Source organism: Nocardia sp. TBRC8007 (genome assembly GCF_056629435.1).
In genome coordinates, this window is the sequence record NZ_JBWSOR010000023.1 from 10382 (window position 1) to 31247 (window position 20866).

Annotated in this window: 15 protein-coding genes; 6 read left to right on the forward strand and 9 right to left on the reverse strand. The window is 61.1% G+C overall.

Features of this window, described 5'->3' with window-relative positions; translation table 11 throughout:
• Positions 1-11 precede the first annotated feature (11 nt).
• The 3 genes from ACX4ZE_RS16370 (at position 12) to ACX4ZE_RS16380 (ending at position 9825) form a co-directional block, all read left to right on the forward strand.
• Positions 12-4175 (forward strand): beta-ketoacyl synthase N-terminal-like domain-containing protein, encoded by a 4164-nt coding sequence (locus ACX4ZE_RS16370; RefSeq protein ID WP_480274302.1) that lies wholly within the window; start codon positions 12-14, stop codon positions 4173-4175.
• Positions 4172-8704, forward strand: coding sequence for an SDR family NAD(P)-dependent oxidoreductase (locus tag ACX4ZE_RS16375; RefSeq protein WP_480274303.1), 4533 nt, complete (start codon positions 4172-4174; stop codon positions 8702-8704). Before ACX4ZE_RS16370 ends, ACX4ZE_RS16375 begins: the two co-directional genes overlap by 4 nt.
• A 158-nt stretch (positions 8705-8862) precedes the next feature.
• A complete protein-coding gene (locus tag ACX4ZE_RS16380) occupies positions 8863-9825 on the forward strand; it encodes a helix-turn-helix transcriptional regulator (protein WP_480274304.1) in 963 nt (320 codons plus the stop codon).
• Positions 9826-9904: 79 nt separating this feature from the next.
• Here the strand turns inward: ACX4ZE_RS16380 and ACX4ZE_RS16385 are convergent, their stop codons facing one another.
• From ACX4ZE_RS16385 to ACX4ZE_RS16410, 6 genes are all read right to left on the reverse strand, one after another.
• The gene (locus ACX4ZE_RS16385) at positions 9905-10255 is read right to left on the reverse strand and encodes a transposase (protein ID WP_480274305.1); all 351 of its coding nucleotides are present in this window, start codon (positions 10253-10255) and stop codon (positions 9905-9907) included.
• A gap of 141 nt (positions 10256-10396) precedes the next feature.
• Positions 10397-11377 carry an acyltransferase domain-containing protein gene (locus ACX4ZE_RS16390; RefSeq protein WP_480274306.1) on the reverse strand — a complete coding sequence of 327 codons (981 nt, stop codon included), beginning with the start codon at positions 11375-11377 and terminating at the stop codon, positions 10397-10399.
• Positions 11378-11390: 13 nt separating this feature from the next.
• Positions 11391-11654, reverse strand: a complete 264-nt coding sequence (locus ACX4ZE_RS16395; RefSeq protein ID WP_480274307.1) for an acyl carrier protein — start codon at positions 11652-11654, stop codon at positions 11391-11393.
• Complete coding sequence (locus ACX4ZE_RS16400) at positions 11651-12895, reverse strand: beta-ketoacyl synthase N-terminal-like domain-containing protein (protein WP_480274308.1); 1245 nt, start codon at positions 12893-12895, stop codon at positions 11651-11653. The genes ACX4ZE_RS16395 and ACX4ZE_RS16400 overlap by 4 nt, the downstream gene beginning before the upstream one ends.
• Entirely contained in the window at positions 12892-14139 is a 1248-nt protein-coding gene (locus tag ACX4ZE_RS16405; RefSeq protein ID WP_480274309.1) for a beta-ketoacyl-[acyl-carrier-protein] synthase family protein, read from the reverse strand. The genes ACX4ZE_RS16400 and ACX4ZE_RS16405 overlap by 4 nt, the downstream gene beginning before the upstream one ends.
• 1 nt (position 14140) lies before the next feature.
• A complete protein-coding gene (locus ACX4ZE_RS16410) occupies positions 14141-14668 on the reverse strand; it encodes an SRPBCC domain-containing protein (protein ID WP_480274310.1) in 528 nt (175 codons plus the stop codon).
• A 136-nt stretch (positions 14669-14804) separates the two neighbouring features.
• On the opposite strand from ACX4ZE_RS16410, the gene ACX4ZE_RS16415 reads away from it, so the two are divergent.
• Both ACX4ZE_RS16415 and ACX4ZE_RS16420 read left to right on the forward strand, forming a co-directional pair.
• On the forward strand, positions 14805-15584 hold the full coding sequence (locus ACX4ZE_RS16415; protein ID WP_480274311.1) for an SDR family NAD(P)-dependent oxidoreductase: 780 nt from the start codon (positions 14805-14807) through the stop codon (positions 15582-15584).
• A 59-nt stretch (positions 15585-15643) separates the two neighbouring features.
• The gene (locus ACX4ZE_RS16420; RefSeq protein WP_480274312.1) at positions 15644-16552 is read left to right on the forward strand and encodes an MBL fold metallo-hydrolase; all 909 of its coding nucleotides are present in this window, start codon (positions 15644-15646) and stop codon (positions 16550-16552) included.
• An 8-nt stretch (positions 16553-16560) separates the two neighbouring features.
• Here ACX4ZE_RS16420 and ACX4ZE_RS16425 read toward each other — a convergent pair whose 3' ends face one another.
• From ACX4ZE_RS16425 to ACX4ZE_RS16435, 3 genes are read right to left on the reverse strand one after another with little or no spacing between them, the layout of a single operon-like run.
• Positions 16561-17676, reverse strand: a complete 1116-nt coding sequence (locus ACX4ZE_RS16425; protein ID WP_480274313.1) for a winged helix DNA-binding domain-containing protein — start codon at positions 17674-17676, stop codon at positions 16561-16563.
• Entirely contained in the window at positions 17677-19089 is a 1413-nt protein-coding gene (locus ACX4ZE_RS16430) for an alpha/beta fold hydrolase (RefSeq protein ID WP_480274314.1), read from the reverse strand.
• A 10-nt stretch (positions 19090-19099) separates the two neighbouring features.
• Positions 19100-20191, reverse strand: a complete 1092-nt coding sequence (locus ACX4ZE_RS16435; protein WP_480274315.1) for an acyl-CoA dehydrogenase family protein — start codon at positions 20189-20191, stop codon at positions 19100-19102.
• Positions 20192-20407: 216 nt separating this feature from the next.
• Between ACX4ZE_RS16435 and ACX4ZE_RS16440 the strand changes: the two genes are divergently transcribed.
• The gene (locus ACX4ZE_RS16440) at positions 20408-20839 is read left to right on the forward strand and encodes a nuclear transport factor 2 family protein (protein ID WP_480274316.1); all 432 of its coding nucleotides are present in this window, start codon (positions 20408-20410) and stop codon (positions 20837-20839) included.
• The last annotated feature ends 27 nt before the right edge of the window (positions 20840-20866 follow it).

Sequence of the window (20866 nt, forward strand, 5' to 3'; positions counted from 1 at the left end):
TAGTCCGATGCATGAGCATGCCCAATTCTCATCGTGACGATCCGATTGTCATAGTGGGTCGTTCTTTTCGCTTGCCTCATGCGAAAGGCGACAATACGTTCTGGGACACGATGCTGGCTGGCCGTACCGCGTTCCGTAGCCCTGGTTCCCGCCGCGGAGAAGATCCCGTATGCGTCGGCACCCCGCCGTTCGACATTGCCGCATTCAGTCTGAGCGCCGAAGAAGCCGAAAGCACCGATCCACAGCAGTGCCTCGCGCTTGAGCTGTCCCTGCTGGCCATCGAAGATGCGGGATTGTCGCTTCACGTTCTCAGGGAGAGCACCACTTCGGTGGTGTTCGGAGCTATGGCCTGTGATTTCCGTACCCGCGAAAGCGCCTATACGCCATCGGCGTATTCACTCGCTGGGACGTCGATGAGCTTTTTGGCTAACCGGGTGTCCCAGACGTTCGGGTTGCACGGCGCCAGCGCCGTGGTCGATACCGGACAGTCGTCTTCGCTGGTGTCAGTGTACGAAGCATCACTGAAAGTGATGACCGGGGAGTGCGACTACGCGCTGGCGGGTGGTATGCAACTCAACTCGGCGGACAGTGCAACCGACACTGTGGCGGCGGCCGGGGTGTTGTCCAGATCCGGTGCTCCGGTCTTGTTTTCCGAGGACAGCGACGGGTACGTGCGCGGTGAAGGCGGCGCCGTCGTCGTGCTGTGCCGCCGGTCCGTCGCGGCCGCGCACGGTCTGCGCATCCACGCGACCATCGTGGGCGCTGCAGTGAACTGCGGCAGGCAGGGAAGAAGCCTCACGGCGCCCGATTCCCACGCCCAGCAAGCAGTGATCGAGGCGGCCCTAGCGCGGGCAGGACTCGGTGCCGACCATATTGACTATGTCGAAATGCACGGAAGCGGAACCAAAATAGGTGATGCCTCCGAGGCCGAGGCGATGCTCAGGGTATTCGGAACCCGTAGCGAACCGGTGGTGGCTGGTTCGTCGAAACAGACGATAGGCCACCTGGAAGGCGCAGCGGGCATTGCGAGCCTGATCAAGACGCTCTTCGTTCTTGAGCACCAGATCGTGCCCGGATCGCACCTGGGGGAGTTGTTGCCAGTCGTCCGGAGGCAAGACACCATTCGGCTGAGCGCGACTGCGGTCGGCCTGTCCGGATCGGATGCTCGTGCCGGTCTCAACGCCGGAGTGTCGTCGTTTGGGCTGGGAGGGACGAACTGCCATATCGTTCTTTGCCGTGATCCGGAAAAATACGACACCCCAGCGTGTGAACCGGTTTCCGCCAGGAACGCGAGGCAATTCGGGATCGCCGCGTCGTCCCCCCGCCACCTCCGGGCACAGGCCAGCACTCTCGCGCAATTCCTCGATTCTGGCGCGGGCGCAGAATTTCCTCTTGAGGAGGTGGGGTTTGCTCTGGCTCATTCCAGGGATTTCGGTAGCCACCGTGCCGTGCTAACTGCGGGCACCCGTGACGATCTGAGCGCGCGCTTACGGGGACTCTCCTCCGGACAGACACAATATTCCATTGTGGAGGATTTTGCCGACGGAGGTTTGACCGTGTGCATGTTCCCCGGACAGGGAAGCCAGCGCAAGGGAATGGGGCGCAGGCTCGTGCGGTCAGACCCGGATTTCGCCGAGGCATTCTCCGTGGTGTGCGTGGAACTCGATCGCTATCTTGAGCTACCGCTTCAGAATATTATGTGGAGTGATAATCCCACCGCTGTTCACGACACGCGATATACCCAGCCTGCCCTGTTTGCCTTCGAATGGAGCCTGTTCCAGGCACTGTCCGCCCGGGGATTCGAACCGGATTTCGTGATCGGGCATTCGGTCGGAGAGATCACGGCGCTGTGTGCGGCAGGAGCGCTGTCGCTGGCGGATGCTGCCAGGATCGTGACCACGCGCGCCGCTCGGATGGCCGACCTGCCTCGGGAGGGGGGGATGCTTGCTGTCCGCGCACCGCAATCCGTCGTAGAACCCGTTGTCGCCAGGATGGAGGAGCACCTCCGCTTTGCCGCAGTGAACTCCCCGGAAGCATCTGTGGTATCCGGCTCCGGGGAGCAATTGCGTGCTGTGGAGCTGTGGTGTCGGGAGGTCGGCGTGAAGTGCCAGCGATTGCAGGTGAGTCACGCCTTCCATTCGCCGTTGATCGACCCGGTGAGAGGATCGATGATTGCATTGCAGCGCAGCGTCGAGATCGGTGTGCCACGGATCCGCGTGATCTCTACCTCGCTGAGGACCGAGATCAGCAGAGGCCCCAGTGGGCTTCCGGACGACTTTTTGGCAGTGAACGCATCGGGCACGGTGTGGTTCCGCGAAGCCGTCGACATTGCTGTGGCAGCTGGTGCGACGAAATTCGTCGAGGCTGGCCCAGGTCGTGCATTGACGACGTTCGTCGCCCAGAGCAGCTCAGCCCGTGGCTATGCAATCTCATCGAAAGCGCCGGGCGAGGAACGGGCACTCGATCGAGCAGCCGCGCGTCTGTTCTGCTGGGGTTCGGCCCCGCATATTTTGGCCGGCCCTCGCAATGGGCGCCCGGTTGCCAGGCTGCCGCATACGGTCTTCCTCCGGGCTCCGGAGCCCGAACAGCCAGCAGTGGAACCTAGCTTGCCCACGAAAGTGAGCCCGCATCTGGATCTCGTGCTCAGATCACTGGCACGGCTCCTTCCTGCCGGTCGGCTGGACCCGCACCGCAGCTTCTCCGATCTAGGACTCGATTCCCGTGGCGCTGTGCAGCTCTCGGAAATCTTGTCCGGTGCACTGGGCAGCCAGGTCGCCGACACCGCCGTTTACAGAAATCCGACCCCGGCCACCCTCGCGGACGCGTTGGCTTCTCGGTCGAAGACTGATCGTGCCTCGACACTACGCATGTCACGCCGGCGGCGGCGCCGGGGTGGTGAACGAATCGCGATAGTCGCCAGCAGCTGCAGGCTTCCTGGCCGGATCGACACACCACGGCAGTTGTGGGACATACTGCGCGGGAACAAATGCGTCATCGGTGATTTCCCAGGTGACCGTGGCTGGGATTTGGCGGCTCTCTACGATCCGCAGCCGGGCAAGGCCTGTAAGACCTATGTCCAGCGTGGTGGGTTCATCGAGGATGCAGGCCATTTCGACCCACAGTTCTTCGGCATCTCGGCGCGGGAAGCCCGGGCGATGGATCCACAGCAGAGGATCGCTCTCGAACTTTCCTGGCGCCTGGTCGAGCAGGCGAAGCGGAAACTGCCCACGAGCACCGGAGTCTTCATCGGTGCCACCAACAGTGACTACGGGCTGCGGCTCTACGAGCCGGGTATCTCGGACGGCCAGGGACATCGGCTGACCGGAACCGCGCCGAGCGTGTTGTCCGGGCGGGTATCCTACCAGCATGGGCTTACCGGTCCGGCTCTGACCATCGACACCGCCTGCTCGTCATCGCTGGTCGCCGTGCACACGGCAGCCGAATCTTTGCGCGCGGGCGAGTGCGAAGCGGCGATAGCGGGCGGGGTGACCGTGATGGCTACACCGGGAATGTTCGTCGAGTTCAGTGCCCAGCGCGGCCTGGCGCCCGATGGCCGCTGTAAGCCATTCTCCGAGGCCGCCGATGGGACGGTCTGGTCGGAGGGCGCGGCTCTGTTCTTTCTGGAACTCGAATCGGTTGCGGAAGAGAACGGACACCACGTCCTTGGCTATATCTCGGGTAGTGCGATCACACAGGACGGGAAATCCAATGGCCTCACTGCTCCCAACGGGCGTTCACAGGAAGAGGCGATCACTGCCGCGCTCAGCAATGCCCGAATCGATCCGGGAGATGTGGACTTGCTCGAGGCACACGGCACCGGTACGCCGCTCGGTGATCCGATCGAGGCCGCCGCAGCATCGAACAGCTACGGTCAACCCGGTCGGCCTGGCCCCCTGTTCCTCGGTTCGGCGAAGTCGAACACCGGCCACACACAGGCGGCTGCCGGTGCTGTGGGTGTCTTGAAAGTGCTTTTGTCCATGCGGCACAAAACCATTCCGAAAACCCTGTACGCAGAATGTCCGAGCACAATGATCGACTGGGCTGGCTCCCCGCTTGCCCTGGTGCAGGAGAACCTGCCATGGCTTGAACCAGAGCGACGCAGACGTATCGCCGCCGTATCCGCGTTCGGCATCAGCGGCACCAATTGCCACATGATTGTTGAGGAGGGCCGATGACCGCACTCTGGCATGCGCAGCCGCGGGCATTGCGCTATCTGCAATTGTCCGCCAAGACTCGGCCCGCGCTCGATTTGGCCGTGAAGACGAACACACGCTGGTTGAGCGAGCAGACCGATTCGGAGGCAGCCGTCGCGGCGTTACGGAGACAGCACACCGTCTTCCAGCACACTGCGGTCGCTGCCCACCACGAAGAGTCCAGTCTGGGCGAGGCTCTTGAGGGCAAGAGTGGCTGGTTCTCTCAGGGCGAGCTGATCCACGGTAAAGATGTCTTCGTCTTCCCCGGACAAGGTTCGCAGTGGGTGGGAATGGCGAATGCGCTGCTCGCTGAGAGCCCATTGTTCGCCGAGATCATCGGCGAATGTACCCGCTTGATTGAGCAGCATGCGGGCTGGAATCTGCTTCGCGAACTGGAAGTCGGAACTCTCACCACAACCCGGAAAGTTCAGCCCGCTCTATTCTCGGTGATGCTAGCCCTTGCCGAACTGTGGGCTCAGGTTGACCGGGTCCCGGATGCAGTGATCGGGCATTCTCAAGGCGAGATCGCCGCATCGTGTTTCGCGGGCAAACTTGACCTGGACTCAGCGATCAGGCTTGTCACCCTGCGGGCCAGGATTCTTTCCGAGCATGCGCCTGCGGGCGCCATGCTGGCGGTGGAGGCGCCACGAGAGCAGTTTTCCGGCGAGCTGGCGCGCATGGGGTGCGATATCGCCGTGGTCAACGGCGACGACGCTGTGGTGGTCGCGGGCTCGAAGACTGCCGTTCAAGAGGCAGAGGAATGGCTCGAACGGCACGAAATCGGCATGCACAGAGTAGACGTGGCATATCCGGCGCACACTGCCGCACTCGCTGGCGTCGCCGATCTCGTCGAGGCCGAGCTGGCGCACACCCCGCTGCGGGAAGGCAAGGACAGGAACATCACCTGCTTCTCAACAGCGCATCCCGGGCGGACAATCGATGCCACGGATGTCGGATATTGGCGATCCAATATTCTACGGCCCGTCGAATTCGCTGCTGCTGCTGCTGCTGCGGTCGCGGATGGCTGCCGGCGCTTCATCGAGGTGAGCCCTCATCCTGTCCTGAAGTCGCCTCTGACCCGTCATCTCCAGCCGATCGAACCGTCTGCGAGAGTCTTCCCTACACTGCGGCGCGACAGAGGCGGAATCGAAGAGTTCATGGCGTCCATCGTCGAGGTGAAGGCCACGCGGATCCTAGCCGACGAGATGGCCGAGGCCGACACCGCTGCCCCGGCTAGCGACCCGCCGGGGTATGTGTTCGCGAGACAGCATCTGTGGATACCCAGCGCGCACACATTCGTCCGGGCTCACTACCTGGCTGAAGATGATGCGCAGAAACCGCCCAGGTTCCGGGTCGCGGCCGAGCACGAACTCGTCGCCGATCATGTGGTTTGCGGAGAGGCGATGGTTGCGGCGGTGCATATTGCCTCGATGACACTGGCCGGTCGCTGGGGCAGTGATAGCGGGATGGTTGGCCTGGACGAGATCAGCATCATGAAACCCTGGATAGTCTCTGGAACTGGGGATGAATCGCTGATCGGAGTGACAACGGCCGATGCAGCATCAGGGTACGTCTCGACAGCCCTGACGACAAGCAGCGGGCGTGACGTCGGGTGGTCGGTGGACGCGGCCGATTCCGCGCTGCACCTTCCGGAAGGAGTGCTTCCGGAAGCCGAGTTCGGGGCCGAGGTCACGGGTTCCGATTTATACCGCACCCTGCGGAAGGCCGGCTACTCGTACGGGCCGTCCTATCGCACTGTGCGCGCATATCGTCGGTCGAGAGGCGCACTGATCGTGCACACACAGGTGATGAGCCCGCAACCCCAGAACCTGCCCTTCGCGCCGACGACGCTCGACGGAGCGCTGCAAGCATACCTAGGCGACACATATACGGGACATAGCCGATCGCCAGGAATCCTGGTGCCCTTTTGCTTCGAAGACTTCGTGGTGAATACTGCGCTCGGGAACTGCGCATCACCGTACTTTCATGTCATGCCGACCGGCCCGCTGACTATCCGTGTCGACGGATACGACGATACCGGTACGTTGTTCCTCTCCATCGGCACGATCCGCTTCGCGGAGTTAGGCGAGTTCGGAGACATGCCCGCAGCTGGAACCCTGCTCGCCAGATTCTGGGAAGAAGTACCGTGCGACACGGCGCGCCCGGATTCGCCGGTACCCGTCGCGGGGAGCACGGATGGACTGCCAGCTGCATCGGCAGTGCCTCTAAAGGAGTGGCTGCTGACTGCGGGGCCTCGCATCTATTGTTTGATGTCTCAGTCCTCCGCGCAGCACGATCCGCTGGCAGTCGCCGAGCAGACACGCCGGATCATCCGCGCAGTCCTGGATTCACCCGTGACCGGCCGGAGCACGATCGTGGTGCCCGCATCGGCGGAGTTCGGCTCGGCGATTGGACTGATACGCACGGCTTGCCGTGAGCATCCGAGGCGCTTCCAGCTGGTGCACCGCCAGTCGGATGCCAGCCCTGCAACCTTGTTCGAAGCTGTCCGCCATCCGGCTGCCGAGATCGCCGTCGGCCGCACGAGGCTCAGTGTTCCGCGCTACCGCACACAAGAGCTGATGCCTGCTACCCACGTCGGGACGGCCAACGACAGAAAAGAACTGCTTCCGGACCACATCGAGATAGCGAACTACTACGGCGGCGTCAACTTCCGCGATGTCACTGTCGGCCTCGGAATGATCACCGGTGAGCAGGGAGTCGGCATTGAGTTTGCGGGTATTGTCACGACGACCGGCTCCGATGTCCGCCATGTGTCCGTTGGCGACCGGGTGATGGGCATCGCGACAGGCGGTGCCCTGGCGTCCGACCTCCGCATCGAGGCCGAACGGGTGGTGCGGGTGCCGGAGGGCTGGTCGCTGCAACTGGCCGCAGCGGTGCCCATCACCTACATCACCGCTTTGCAGAGCCTTGCTGATCGGGCCTCAATCAAACCTGGTGCCAGAGTGCTGGTGCACGCGGCAGCCGGAGGTGTCGGCCTCGCCGCCATCCAGATCGCTCAACATCTCGGTGCTGAGGTGTACGCCACCGCCAGCGCCGGAAAACGCCACATTGTGCACGCCGCGGGCGTGCCATGGAACCGGATCGGCGATTCACGGTCGACCGACTTCGCCGGACAGTTCGAGTCCGTGCTCGGGAGTCGGCTGTTCGATTGCGTGCTGAACAGCCTCACTGGCGACAAGATCGACGCCAGTGCCCGGCTACTGCGCGCTGGGGGGACATTTGTGGAGCTGGGCAAGACCGACGTGCGCCCGGCTCTCGCCGCGGACTACGGGATCAGGTTCGAGCACTACGATCTGATGTCGTACGGCACCAGCGAGATAGCAGCGTCGTTGCGGCAGCTCACCGAGCACTTCGTCAAGTTCCATGACCGGCCCTCGATGCCTATCACTGTGGCTCCTGTGAGCAAGTATGATGTGGTGACAGCGAAATTCAAGGAGGGCCGCACGACCGGGAAGTACGTGCTCGCCACTCGCCCACTACTGGGTCCCGGTCTCAGGGTGCTAATCACGGGAGGGACGGGCGGGATCGGCCGGATCATCACCAAGCACGCTGCGCGACGCTACCATGTTAGTGAAATTCGATGCGTGTCCCGAACCACCAGCAGTCCCGACGAGAACATTGCGGGCACAAAGATTTCCTATGCTCGCGGCGATGTCGGTCACTACCCGGACCTGGAAGCCATCGTCGGGAATTTCCGGCCTGACGTCGTCGTGCATGCGGCGGGCGTACTCGACGACGTCACACTCGAGAATATGCAGCAGACGCATCTCGCCGACGTCATCCGACCCAAGGCGGAGTCTGCGGCCCATCTGGAGCGCTTGTGTGATCGCTTCGGTGTTACGGCGGTGGTGCATTTTTCGTCGATTTCCGGTGTCGTCGGCGAACCAGGGCAGGGCAACTACGCTGCGGCCAACACCTACCTGGACAGCCTGTGTGAGCCCGGACGCGGGTTTGGCGGGGCCTGCAGCCGACTGTCGATCGCTTGGGGAGTGTGGGAAGAGAAAAGCGGAATGACCGCACACCTACGTAGCTCGGACTTTAGGAGAATGGAGGCTGCGGGACTGCGGTCGCTCAACACATCGGACGCTTTGCAGCTGTTTGATCAAGCGCTCACTACAGTCGGCAGCCATGTACTAGCGGCAGTGAAGTTCGCTGATGACACGGAGAATCTCCCCCCTATTCTTGCGGCCCCGGTCGGCCGGGCGCGGCCCCGGCGCGCGGAACCTGCGCTCAGCGAACCTCCCGCTGGGGACGATAGACCTATGGAAGCAGTGAGCATCCTCGATGAGATCGTGCTCATGGCCTCGGAAATTCTCGACCGCGACGGTCTGCTGGCCGAGGACGAGCGTTTCCGAGACGCTGGTTTCGATTCGCTGACCAGTCTCGAACTCCGGAACCACCTCATGACCCGTCTCGGTCGCAAGCTGCCACCCGGAATCGTGTTCGACAACCCCACCCCGAGGCTGCTGGCGGCGGCGGTCTCGGCATAACAGTAGCGGGTTGATTTCCAGGTACGTTGGAAGCGAGCAGTACACGCCGTCGGTGCTACTGCGATTCGGTTCAGCGAAACGCCAGCGTATTTGCTATGCCCCGTATTTGCTACACTCCCTAGTAGGACACTTAGTGCCCTACTAGGGAGTGTAGTGGAATGTCGGTCAAGACAACAAGTGAGCTGGTACTCGAGCTACTCGGCCTGTTGCAGACACATAGACAATGGGCCGGACCTGAGCTGGCGCAGCATCTCAACATGACGACGCGGACTCTTCGCCGCTACGTGGAGCGCATTCGTCAAATGGGCTACCAGGTCGAGGCGGTCAAAGGTCGGTACGGTGGTTACCGTCTGGTCGCGGGCAGTTCGGTGCCGCCCCTCGTCTTCAACGACGCGGAGGCCGTCGCAATTGCCGTGAGCCTCCGGGTAGCGGCGGTGCAAGGGATCGCCGCTGGGCAGGCCACCACCACCACGGCGATCGCCAAACTGGAGCAGATATTGCCTGCACGGCTGCGGGCTAGGGTATCGGCTGTAGCCGAGCACGTGACGCCACTTTCTTCCGGCAGTGCCACTCCAACCCCGGCCGATATTGGTGCTCTAGCGTTGGCCTGCCGGGATCGTGAGGTGATGAGGTTCTACTACACGAAGCCCGAACGGCAAGTCGAGGAGCGCAGCGTCGAACCGGTCGCGCTGGTGCATTCGGAACATGTATGGTTCGCTGTCTGCTGGGACCGTCACAAAGGGGACTGGCGTACATTCCGCGTCGACAGAATGACCGGTGTCCGGACAACAGGTGAATTCTTCCGGCAGCGCGATTTTCCGGCGGACTCACCGGCGGAATTCTTCCGGCAATCTTTTTTGCGTATCAGCTGTAGGTACAAGGCGGAGATCGTGCTTGAGGTCGGCCTGCGGGAGTGGGTCGACTATGCAAAGGGATGGGCACAGGGAAGCCACGCGGTGGACCACGTGACCACCCGCTGGCCCATCATGGCGGACAACCTCCAGGACCTAATGATCCGACTGAGCTGGATCCCGGATTCGGTGGCGTACACCGTCGAAACCGACAGCGCGACTGCGGAAGGCCTCCGACATCTTGCAACCCGTGTGGCCGTGAACATCTGAACAAGCTATGCCTGGTATTTCGGTGCCGGCGGTGATACGCATTTTCTAGGTGATCTGGCCCCCGCTGGTCGGTCCGCTCTTACGAGAGTTGAGGAGTTGGTTTGGTATCGAGCCACAGGGTCTCATACTCGGTGGGGCTGAGGTGGCCGAGGTAGGAGTGGCGGCGTTCGGCGTTGTAGAAGTTGTCGATCCAGTCGGCCATCGCGATCGTCAACTCGAGGGTTGTCGACCATTTCCTGGTGTTGAGAAGTTCGGTTTGCATCCGCCCCCAGAATGACTCCATCGCCGCATTATCGAAGCAATCACCGACAGTCCCGAACGAGGGCAGAAGCCGGTGCCGGCGGAGATTCTCACCGAACGACCACGAGGTGAACTGTGGTCCGTGATCGGCATGCACGATCAGCCCCTCGGTGGTGACGCGTTCTGTCATTGCCGTACCTCCTGCGGGTCAGTCTGCCTCAACTCTGGTAACCGCGGCCTCCTGAGCGGAGGCCAGATCAGCCGGTCGCATTCACGGGGAGCGGGTCAGTCCCTACAACTGGAATCACCTCATACAGAGGAGGTACATGGCTCACGATAAGCGCGAGTCCGGCGACCTGTGATAGATCCGGTCACGAATGCTCTCCAGGTCGGTAAGGCTCTCCGCGCCCTGCCGCAAAGTCGGCAGGATCAGCGAGTCTGCTGGGCTGCCATAAGCTCTATAACTCGCGCGACGTGCAATCACGGATAACGTTGTACCAGGACCGATTTCGACGATGCAATCGATTTCCGGTTCCGCCACCGCCTCCCGAACTGCGTTCCAGAACATCACAGGCTTTGCAAGATGGTCCGCCCAGTATCGGGGATCGCGGTAGGATTCCGCATTCGGCTTACATCCGTCATAGCCGGAGTAAAATCCGATCGCCGCCTGCCTGAACCGCATCTTCTCAGCATTGCGCTGTAGCCTGCCGTTCCGATCGCCCATCACCGAGTGATGAAACGGCCTGGTGCTTGCCAAGCGCACGAACGGGATCTCGTAACCGTGCAGTATCCGCTCGGTTGCAGCGAGTTCCCGGGTACACCCGGAGATCATCGTCTGACTGGGTGCATTAAAAGCGGCGATTTCGGATCCCTCAGGGAGCAGGGCTGCTAGATCACCAGCCTTGGCTCCTGCGGCGAGCATCCCGCCGGCGGGACATCCGAGGGCGTGGGATATGCGTGCTTCCAATATCAGCAGCGCCTCGTCGAGGGAAATCACCTCCGCGATGACCGCTGCGACGAGTTCGCCCGCGCTGTGGCCGAGAACGGCAGCCGGGCGGATACCCCAACTGTGCAACAGACGATAAAGCCCGTACTGCACAGCCAGCAGCAGAGGCTGCGACGTGGTGACATCTACTAGGCCGCTTCCACTCGCTAGTCCCCGATGCTCGGCCGAAAAGATGCCTGTCAGAGCATTGAATCCGGCAAGCACCTCATCGACACCTGCGGCGAACTCGACACTTTCTCGGTATAGCTCGGAACCCATCCCCTGATACTGCGAACCCTGCCCTGGTAACAGATACAAGATCCCCATGGTCTATCCGCGCTCAGGCTGTGATCTGATTTAGGAAGCCGTTGGCGACCGTCAACAAATGTCGTGGCGTCTCGACCTCGTTGACCACATCCGCACTGAGGATGATTCCACGCTCACGCTTCATCAACGAAATGCACTCCATGATCGCCAATGAGTCAAGGCCGACGTCTTCGAACGTATCGTCCAGATTCGCCGTGCTCAGTGGTATTTCCTCATCCTCACCCGCACTGCGGATGAGGAAATCGAGGAATTCGGCTTCGGTCAATTCGCTAGTCATTGGTTCTCCTGGATAATATCGGATGCGGTGATCACCACTGCGGAGCAATAGCCCCCGACTCCTCTCGAGATCACGAGGGCGTTGTGCACCTCGGCCACCCGAGGGGCGGAAGTAACCAGGTCGAGCCCTGGAAGATGGTTGATGACATTGGGCGTCGCAGGTATAATGCCGCGCTGGATGATCAGGCATGCTGTCAGGACGTCGACCGCGCCTGCGCCTGCGAGAAGGCGGCCAAACCCTGCTTTCGGCGCGGTCACGGCGACACCTTGCGTGCCGAAGACCTGCCTGATGGCCGCAGCTTCGCTGGCATCCTCGTCGAGGTGCCCGGCAGCATCAGCGATCACCACATCGATCTCCTTGGGTGAGATCCCCGCATCATCAACTGCACGCATGATGGTCGCGGCGAGAGCTGCACCACTGCTGCGGCTCTCGGGTGTCGGCCCGAAGCCGGATGCGGTTCCGGCGAGCAAAGCCAGTGGCGCAGGTCCTCCCCTGCGCCGCCACGATTCGACGTCCTCAGCGACCAGGATGGCCCCACCTTCACCGAGAATCGCGCCAGAAGCGTCCGGAGAGAACGGGAGGTAGGCACTGCCAGGATCTTGGGACGCCGACAAACGGCCAGTTGCGATATTGGGCGACCATGCCCACGGACAGATGGGGCCGTCCACGCCGCCGACGAGAACCGCCGAGCAACCAGATGCCAGCAAGGAACGGGCTTTGCCAAAGACGTCCAATCCACCCGCATGGTCAGCGACGACGACGCAGCTGGGACCTTTCAGCCTGTGACGGATAGAGATCTGCCCGGTATTCACGGCGTAGAACCATGCGTAGGACTGGTAGGCACTAACGTAGTCCTTGCCTTTGGCCCAGAGCTTCTGCAGCTCGCGTTGCCCGAATTCGACCGCTCCTCCGGTCGATGCCGTCGCAACACCCATCGAGTAGTCACCGCCGGGATCCACCTCGATACAAGAGGAAGCCATCGCCTGGTCCGATGCGATGAGCGCATACTGAGTGGATTTGTCGGTCTGCTTTCGAATTCGGCCAGTGAGATAGTCGGCCGCACAGAAATCGTCCGGTACGGTGGCCCCGAGTGTAACGGGATACTTCCCAGCGTCGAAACGCTCAGCCGGTACCGTTCCAATATGGTTGATGCCCAAGATGATCGAATCCCAGTGCGCTGCGATGCCGATTCCGGATGGCGCGACGATGCCCGCTCCTATGAGAACTGCATACCGGGTCACATCGTCTCCAATGTCAGTGCGCTCTGGAATCCGCCGAATCCACTCCCTATGGTGAGGATCGCGTCGACGCGAGTCTCGCGCGCAGCATTGGGTACGTAGTCCAGGTCGCATTCCGGATCCGGTTCAGTGAAGTTGACTGTGGGCGGGACGACATTGTTCTTCATCGCGAGTATGCAGGCCACGATCTCGAGAGCCCCGATGGCGCCGAGCGAATGGCCGATCACCGACTTGATGGAACTCATCGGAGCGTCATACGCATGCTGACCAAGCGCAGCTTTCACGGCGCTAGTTTCGTGTATGTCGTTCATTCTGGTACCCGATCCGTGGGCATTGACGTAATCGATGGCCTCGGCACTCAGACTGGACTGCGACATGGCTGCCCGAATGGACTCGGCCATCTCGCTACCGTGTGATGTCAAGCCCGTCATATGGTGTGCGTTACACCGTGACGCGTAACCGCCGACCCGCGCATGAATTGGCGCGCCCCTGTTCTTCGCGTATTCCAGTTCTTCGACGACGAGCACCGCAGAGCCCTCGCCCAGCACGAGGCCGTCCCGGTCAGCAGAGAAGGGACGGCAGGCGCTGTCCGCCTCATGATTTCGCGTGCTGGTCGCGTGAATAGCGTCGAAGCACGCGTAGGTGATCGGGGATATCGGCGCCTCGGCACCTCCTGCTATGACCACATCGGCACTTCCGGCACGGATCACGTCAGCGGCGTGTCCAATTGCATCGATCCCGGAAGTGCAGCCAGTGGACACCATGGCACAGGATCCGGATGCTCCTACCCGGGTAGCAATTTCGGTAACAAGAGAACTTGGTACGAAATGGTCGTACAGTTTCGGAACTGCGTATTCGTGGTCTACTTCCCAAAGTACGCCACTGTCGCTCATCACACTGTATTCCCGCTCCAGGCTGGTAGTCAGCCCTACTGCGCACCCCAGCTGGACCGCAAGGCGATCGGGCCGGATTGCGTCGAGTTCTACGCCTGAGTCAGAGAGGGCCTGCCCAAGAGCTGCAATAGCAAACTGCGTAGCCCGGTCGAGCCGTTGCTCCCGTGGGCCAAGCGAGAATGCCCTCGGGTCGAAATCACATTCGGCGGCGATCTGGGAGTCGAATTCCCTGGCATCGAATGCCCTGACGAGACCTGATGCTGACTTGCCCGAGGTCAGCGCAGTCCAGTATTCCGCGATCGAATTGGACCTGGGGGCGATAACTCCCATTCCCGTAATGACTGCCTGGCGCATATCACGCACCTTGCCTCTCAGCACCCGTCTGATGAACGGGGTTCTGACTGTGGACGAAGTCAGCAAAGCGCTGCAGCGTCTCACCAGGGCTCGGACCCTGCAGTGCAGTCCAGATGGCAAAGGCATCCGCACCGTGCCGGTGAAGTTCAACATGGGCCAGGGTGACTTCTGTTCTGGTGGGTGAGAGCGATACGAACGATACATGGATGCGACTGGCAAGATCGTCGTCGATGATCGGCTGCCAGCGCCCGTCTATCTGCCAAGTCATTTTCAGTGAGCGAGGACGACTGAATTCAGTGATGTACCCCCACACCTCCCGTCCTCCATCCTTGTCTTGCTCCTCATACGGTTCGCCGATGGCGCGCCCGAAGGTCAATTTGGTTCTCGAACCACGTACCAGGACATGTGATGGTGGCCACCAATCGAGTGGTCTCTCGACGAAGTAATCGAAGACGGATTCGATATCCGATTCGACTACCACAGACTTGCGAACGTCAGGTGTCGACACATCGTCGAATTTCTCGGTCACGGTGATCATCCTCCTGGCAGAGGCTCAAGGATCGCTTACGCCGCTGAATGGCGTCTCTATAGCTTCACTGGACTGTTCGACTAGGGGAGTCGTTCAGGCTGTGTCTGCAGCCCGTACAAGTCCGGAGGGAACAGAGATGAACAATCGTGTTGCATTCATTACCGGTGGAACCAGCGGAATCGGACACGCATGTGCCCTTTCCTTGTCGACAAGCGGTGCCGGGGTATTCGTGATGGCGCGCACCGAGGGTTCGGTCGATGACACCGTGGCGCGGTTGAAGTCTCTCGGCGCGGTGAATGTAGCTGGCACGACAGGAGATGTAACCCTCCCCGGCGATATCGAGAAGGCTGTCACCGAATGCGTCGAGACGTTCGGGCACATCGATATCTTGGTCAACAATGCCGGCCGCGGCGGCGGCGGCCCAGTGACCTCAATGTCCGACGAACTGTGGGACAACATCATAGAAACGAATCTCAACAGCACCTTCCGTGTCACCCGGTCCGTTCTTCGGAAAGGTAGGATGCTGGAGCAAGGATGGGGGCGGATCATCAACATCGCATCGACCGGAGGAAAGCAGGGTGTCGCACTCGCGACGGCATATTCGGCCTCGAAGAACGGTGTAATCGGGTTCACCAAAGCTCTCGGGCTCGAACTGGCAGCCACCGGGGTGACCGTCAACGCGGTGTGCCCCGGTTTCGTCGAGACTCCCTTGGCCGAGCGGGTACGTGCCGGGCATGCACTGCACTTCGACCGGTCTGAGGACGAAGTGAAGAAAGAATTCGAATCCAGGATTCCGATAGGACGGTACACAACGGCCGACGAGGTGGCAGAAATGGTGGTCTATCTGTCAGGCAGCACGGCCGATTCCATCACCTGCCAGGCTATGAACGTATGCGGCGGCCTCGGTCGCTACTGACACCTCCCTTCCAGTTTCAGCAAAACGTGAGACCTGCTATGACTGCTACACCTTCCGATGTGTCTGCGTTCGGCATCGTCGATGAGATCGCATCCGGCATCTTCAGCTTCTATCAACCTCCGGGCGGATGGTGCGTGAACAACTCCGGCTTCATCCGGGGCAGGGACACAACCATCATCATCGATACAGTTGCCACACAATCACGAGCCCTGGGGCTACGCCGGGCTGTCGAAACCAACTGCGGCAGTGCACCTGTCACGATTGTCACCACACACCACCACGGCGATCACCATTTCGGGCACTGCTTCTTCACCCGCAGGGCCGCAGTAATCGCGCACGCCAATGCCCAGAAAGAGATCAAAGCAGCAGGTCTCGCCTTAAAACAGCTCTTTCCCGGGGTCTGCTGGGGCGACGACATCGAACTCGTGCCACCGACGATCACATTCGACGGCTCGATGGACTTGTTCGTCGATGATCGCGTCGTCGAACTGCGCCATTTCGGACCGGCTCACACGACCAACGACATCGTGGCCTGGCTTCCGGAAGAGCGGATCCTGTTCGCAGGGGATCTGGTGATGTCCGGCTCCACGCCGTACTGCCTGATGGGTTCGGTCACGGGGTCAATTGCCGCACTACTGCGGTTGAAAGCGTTGCGGCCGCAGGTTGTCGTTCCCGGTCACGGTCCTGTCGGCGGCGCCGAGCTGATCGACGAAAACCTTCGCTATTTGGAGTGGGTACACATCCTGGCCACCGACGGCTACCGCATCGGCATCGAATCCACCGCTCTGGCCACGAGCCAGCGGGCGCAGTACGATCGCTGTCTGGCGGACTCCGAGCGGCTGGTGAGCAACATTGATCGCGTCTACGCCGAGGCCGAGGGTGGAGCCCTGGGATGCCCTATCGACATAGCAGGCTCGTTCAAGCGCATGATTGAAATCAATGGCGGTCCGCCTACATGCTTCGCCTGAGCACGACCCTACGATGCCGCGAGGTTGCTGAAAGCTTCGAGTTTTTCTCTCTCCGACTCAATAGCGCGTCGTGTTTTCTGCCGCACATCGACTAGGTGCCGGATCCGGACCGACCGACGGCCGCCTGATTCCTGCACGAGCTTCCAAGTACCGGTTACGCGTCCGTCAGCAATAACGAAGCCCGGAAAGACGCCGTTGCGGGGCGCGAAGGCCTTGTAGACAGCGGGATCTACCACCCGGACTCTGTCGGCATTCGAGACCACAACATGATCGAACGGTGCGATGAGGCGCGGCGGGGCTGGAGTGGCACCGTCGACGACGATCGCGTCGGCGAGATCGTAGAGTGTCTCGCCCGCTGGGCCAACGAGAGTGATCAGCTCCCCACGCCCAACGGCGGTAGCGAGGTATTTCTTCAGCCCTGTGACTCCCATCCAGGTCTGGATGCCCATCAACGTGGACGGCCCGAAGCTGCGCAGATACCGCACGGCGACATCGAACAATGGATCGCTGCCGGTTACGGTGCTACTGGCCAGCATCCGGTAGGTGATAGGCGCCGAGGCTTTCCATGTTCCCCGTGGGGGAATCTGTGCCATCGGGATGGAGCACCGCGCGATGGATACGAGCGTCGCCGGGTTTTCCCCCGGCCACCGTTCACTCAGCCGCTGGCCAAGTTCCTTCGCCGGCAGATCCGTCTCGGCCAATAGCCGTGATGCCACGAGGCGGACCTCGTCGATACTGACTGCTTTGTTGAACCGAGGGCGAAGTATCTTTTCGGCCTCGGTGTCCATGGCCTTCTGAGAGGTGGCGCGGAAAGAGACCGCATCGGCGGCGGCCACCGCCATGATGGTGCTTCGAAACAGCGCCATCCGCAGAACCGATCCATCGTTCATACACGCGTCGAGGGCTCTCGGATCGAAGGACATACTGCGACACCATAGAGCGAAGAACGCGGCCTGCGGATCCTGGCACTGGATCGCCAGGAGATCTGCTACTAAATCGACCACGGGAAGCGGTGAAGGTTCGAGCAGATGCTGCCTGTGCAAAAGGGTCCGGTTCCACTGCTCCATGGTCAACGTGCGCCGTTGTGACTTGGTCATCAGGTCATAGTCCTCCCGTCCGGTCACCTACCATCGTCCCGAACGAGTTGTCTCCGTGGCTGTCTCGTGGGCTGCAATGACCACGTCTTCCCTTGGTATGGAGTCACGCAGCAGATAGTCATCCACCATGAGGTCGACTTCTCCGATTCCGCCGAGATAGGTGACCTCATGAGCCGCGGATCCGGCCAGCACGATCATCCGGTCGTCCAGGAGCGCGGCGGTTTCGCGAGCTCCCGCCAACGGGCTGAAGACATCTCCCTCGGACTGAACGATGATGCCTTGGGAGTACCGCCGCTCGTGGAACATCGTAGGAAGTTCCGGACGCTCGTAGGAGACGAACGTCCCGACCCACGGCTGGACACGCATGACCCCAAAGCCGAACGGTGAGGAACTACGGGTGTCGCGCATACGCTCGTAATACACATCGAGATCCCGCGTCCAGACCGATTCGCACGTGGCTGCATCGAGAACGGCGATCCGGGTCGATCCTTCACGATCCTGTGGCCGCCAGATGGTCTGGGTCGAGACAGCCTCCGCCACGGCTGCGAGATCACTGCTTGCTACAGCGTTGCCAACCGTGGACGCCAGCTGCTGCAGATCCACCCACTTGCTCCGATCCGCTGTCATGCGTCCCACCGCACCGTCGAACAGTGTCCGCAGATGCCGCGCGCCGTCGCCGAGCCCGGCAATTCCGTGGGCCAATGCGTGCAGATACTGGTCGATGTCACCGATGGTCGAGCAACCCATCCAGTTGCCAGGTCCGGTCGCCAGCACCCATTCGGCCCACTGACCGCGGTTCCAGTCGAGAGAGATGATCCCACTCATGAACCGTTGCTCCCAGTCCCAGCACAGGTTCACGCTGGAGTCGAGGACTGTCTTCCCACACTCACCCGGAAACATCTCCCCATAGACGGCAGCGACCAGGCTTCCGTACGCCCAACCAATGAAGTGCAGGGCATCTTCTTGCATTCCTTGCCTGATCATGTCTAGATCACGTGCCGTGTTGCGGGTGGTGATGTGCTTGCGCAACTCACCGCCCCGGCCTGCCAGCGCTGATTCCCGGTCGCTTGCATCGATGGCGATCGCTTCGAACAACTCATCACCGGGGCGTGAATCGAAAGCAACCTTGGGAGTGACGACATCGGCGATGATCTGCGTGGAGTCGCCCATTCCGCGCAGATCTACGCCTAGGATGTCATACTCTGCGGATATGCGTTTGCCCAGAAACCGGTAGACAATATCCTTTCCCTCACCGTCATTTCCTCCCGGCCCACCGTTGACTGCGACGAGAACCCCTCTGCGCCGCAGTGGATTCTCGGCCCGCAGACGTTTCATCCGGAGTGTGATCGTGCCCGGTGCCACGCCAGAGTAGTCCATCGGGACATCCATTGCTGCTTCCTCGACCTGTACGTCCGAGGTAGCGTGCCATTCGATAGCCATAGGTATGCTTCTATCCCTCCTCTGACAGCGCCGCGGCTGCGTATGCCGCGAAACCTGTAGCGGCGCCGGAAATCATCTTGTGAGTGGATGCCGTGTAGGCATCGCGGAAGAATCGCTGAATTGCGGATGACTGACCGAAGGGAGAGGTACCGAGCAACCGGCTACTGCGCTGCATCGCGGCGACTGCATCGCGGGCCACTAGTGCCACGTGGCCGGCAACTTCTGGACCGACATAGCCTAGATCAAATTGCTCCGCCAGCAGCCGCAAACTTCGCTCGGTGTGCCATATCGATACCATCGCTTCTCCTGCCGCCGCCAGCACGTCCGTGCTCGGGTCTTTCAACCCTCCGAGATAGCACTTGAGAAGCCCTCGAAGCGCGCCGAGAAACGGCGCAAGGAACGTGAGGCCCGCGGTGGCAGCTACCGGAAGAGGGTCTCCCTCTTGTAGTCCGCTACCGGACATCGCCTTCGCCACGGGAACCGAGTGGTAATCCTGCACCCGGACACTCCTCAACACTGCGGTGTGTGAGCCGGTCGCACGCAGCCCGAGGGAGTTCCAGCTCCGCTCCACCTCGACATCGCTGCGGGCGACCACGAAGTAGCGTGGGGCGCCGTCTTCCCTCACCATCGCGCTGAGAAGCACATAGTCGGCGTCGATCACCCCGGAGACATAGGTCCAGCGACCGGACAAGCACCAGCCGTCCCCATCGCGAACAGCCTGACCCAAGGGTGGCAACCCAGCGGCTACCAGGACGGAGTGGTGACCGGACAGCAACGACTGCTCGACATCCCGGCCCAGAAAAGCCAGGATTCTGGCCGAGTGAGCGTGCACAGACGCCAGCCATCCCGTGGCAGGGCATACCTCGGACAGTGCCATGACGGCGGAGGTGAGATCAGCATATCTTGGGGAAGCGCCGTTCAGCAGAACAGGAATGGGCGACTTCCGCAGCAACTCCACCACCGAAGCAGCCGGTACACCATCGACGTCGGCACGTTCGGCGTGCAGCGCCGCCGCCTCTATCAATGCGGAGATACCGGGCAGGCTCCCCTCCGAGACAGCGTATCGCACGCCATCCGGAGCTCGCCAATATTCGATACCCAACCGGATCACCCTCTCATGTGCGGAAGCCGGCGACGACTGACCTCGTATTAACAATCAAACCGATTGCCATAGAGAGTGGCTCGAAGCCCGCTACATCGGCCGGTTGATCAACTGTTCCTCCGCATCGGTTCTAGTTGAACTTGAGCTGACTCCGTGACACTTGGAGCACCAGCCCGGATGGCTGCGCATGTACACGATGCCGAACGGAGAATCTCGGTGGAAAAAACAATCGATAGATACGCACAGTTAGCCGTGGTGTACGGCGAAGTCCTTAACTTCTATGCACGACAGATGCGATGGCTCGACAACCGTGAAATCGATATGTTCGCTTCTACATTCGTCGACGATGCCCTCCTGGTTCATCCCGACGGTACCTCTGACCGCGGCAGTGATTCGATTGCTGCGCGGCTCCGGGAGAAGGCACCAACGTTCGACGGACTGGTCGTTTGCCATTGGTTCGACAAGATACTCATCGAAGAACTCACTGAGAGAACTGTTTCGACATCTTATTATGCCATTGTCACGCGCACTAACAGCGAAGGCGAGACAAATCTGTCCAGCCCTTTCCTCGTGCGCGACATCCTGGTTCGCGGAGAAGAAGAAACCATTCGGACCGGGCATCGCACTATTTCGCTGATCGCGGCCTGAATTGAGCCCATTTTCGCATACCATCCG

Excerpts from the sequence above, each read along its gene's own strand:
- ACX4ZE_RS16370 (WP_480274302.1), top strand. The coding sequence starts at position 12 with ATGAGCATGCCCAATTCTCATCGTGACGATCCGATTGTCATAGTGGGT.
- ACX4ZE_RS16375 (WP_480274303.1), top strand. The coding sequence starts at position 4,172 with ATGACCGCACTCTGGCATGCGCAGCCGCGGGCATTGCGCTATCTGCAA.
- ACX4ZE_RS16380 (WP_480274304.1), top strand. The coding sequence starts at position 8,863 with ATGTCGGTCAAGACAACAAGTGAGCTGGTACTCGAGCTACTCGGCCTG.
- ACX4ZE_RS16385 (WP_480274305.1), bottom strand. The coding sequence starts at position 10,255 with ATGACAGAACGCGTCACCACCGAGGGGCTGATCGTGCATGCCGATCAC.
- ACX4ZE_RS16390 (WP_480274306.1), bottom strand. The coding sequence starts at position 11,377 with ATGGGGATCTTGTATCTGTTACCAGGGCAGGGTTCGCAGTATCAGGGG.
- ACX4ZE_RS16395 (WP_480274307.1), bottom strand. The coding sequence starts at position 11,654 with ATGACTAGCGAATTGACCGAAGCCGAATTCCTCGATTTCCTCATCCGC.
- ACX4ZE_RS16405 (WP_480274309.1), bottom strand. The coding sequence starts at position 14,139 with ATGCGCCAGGCAGTCATTACGGGAATGGGAGTTATCGCCCCCAGGTCC.
- ACX4ZE_RS16415 (WP_480274311.1), top strand. The coding sequence starts at position 14,805 with ATGAACAATCGTGTTGCATTCATTACCGGTGGAACCAGCGGAATCGGA.
- ACX4ZE_RS16430 (WP_480274314.1), bottom strand. The coding sequence starts at position 19,089 with ATGGCTATCGAATGGCACGCTACCTCGGACGTACAGGTCGAGGAAGCA.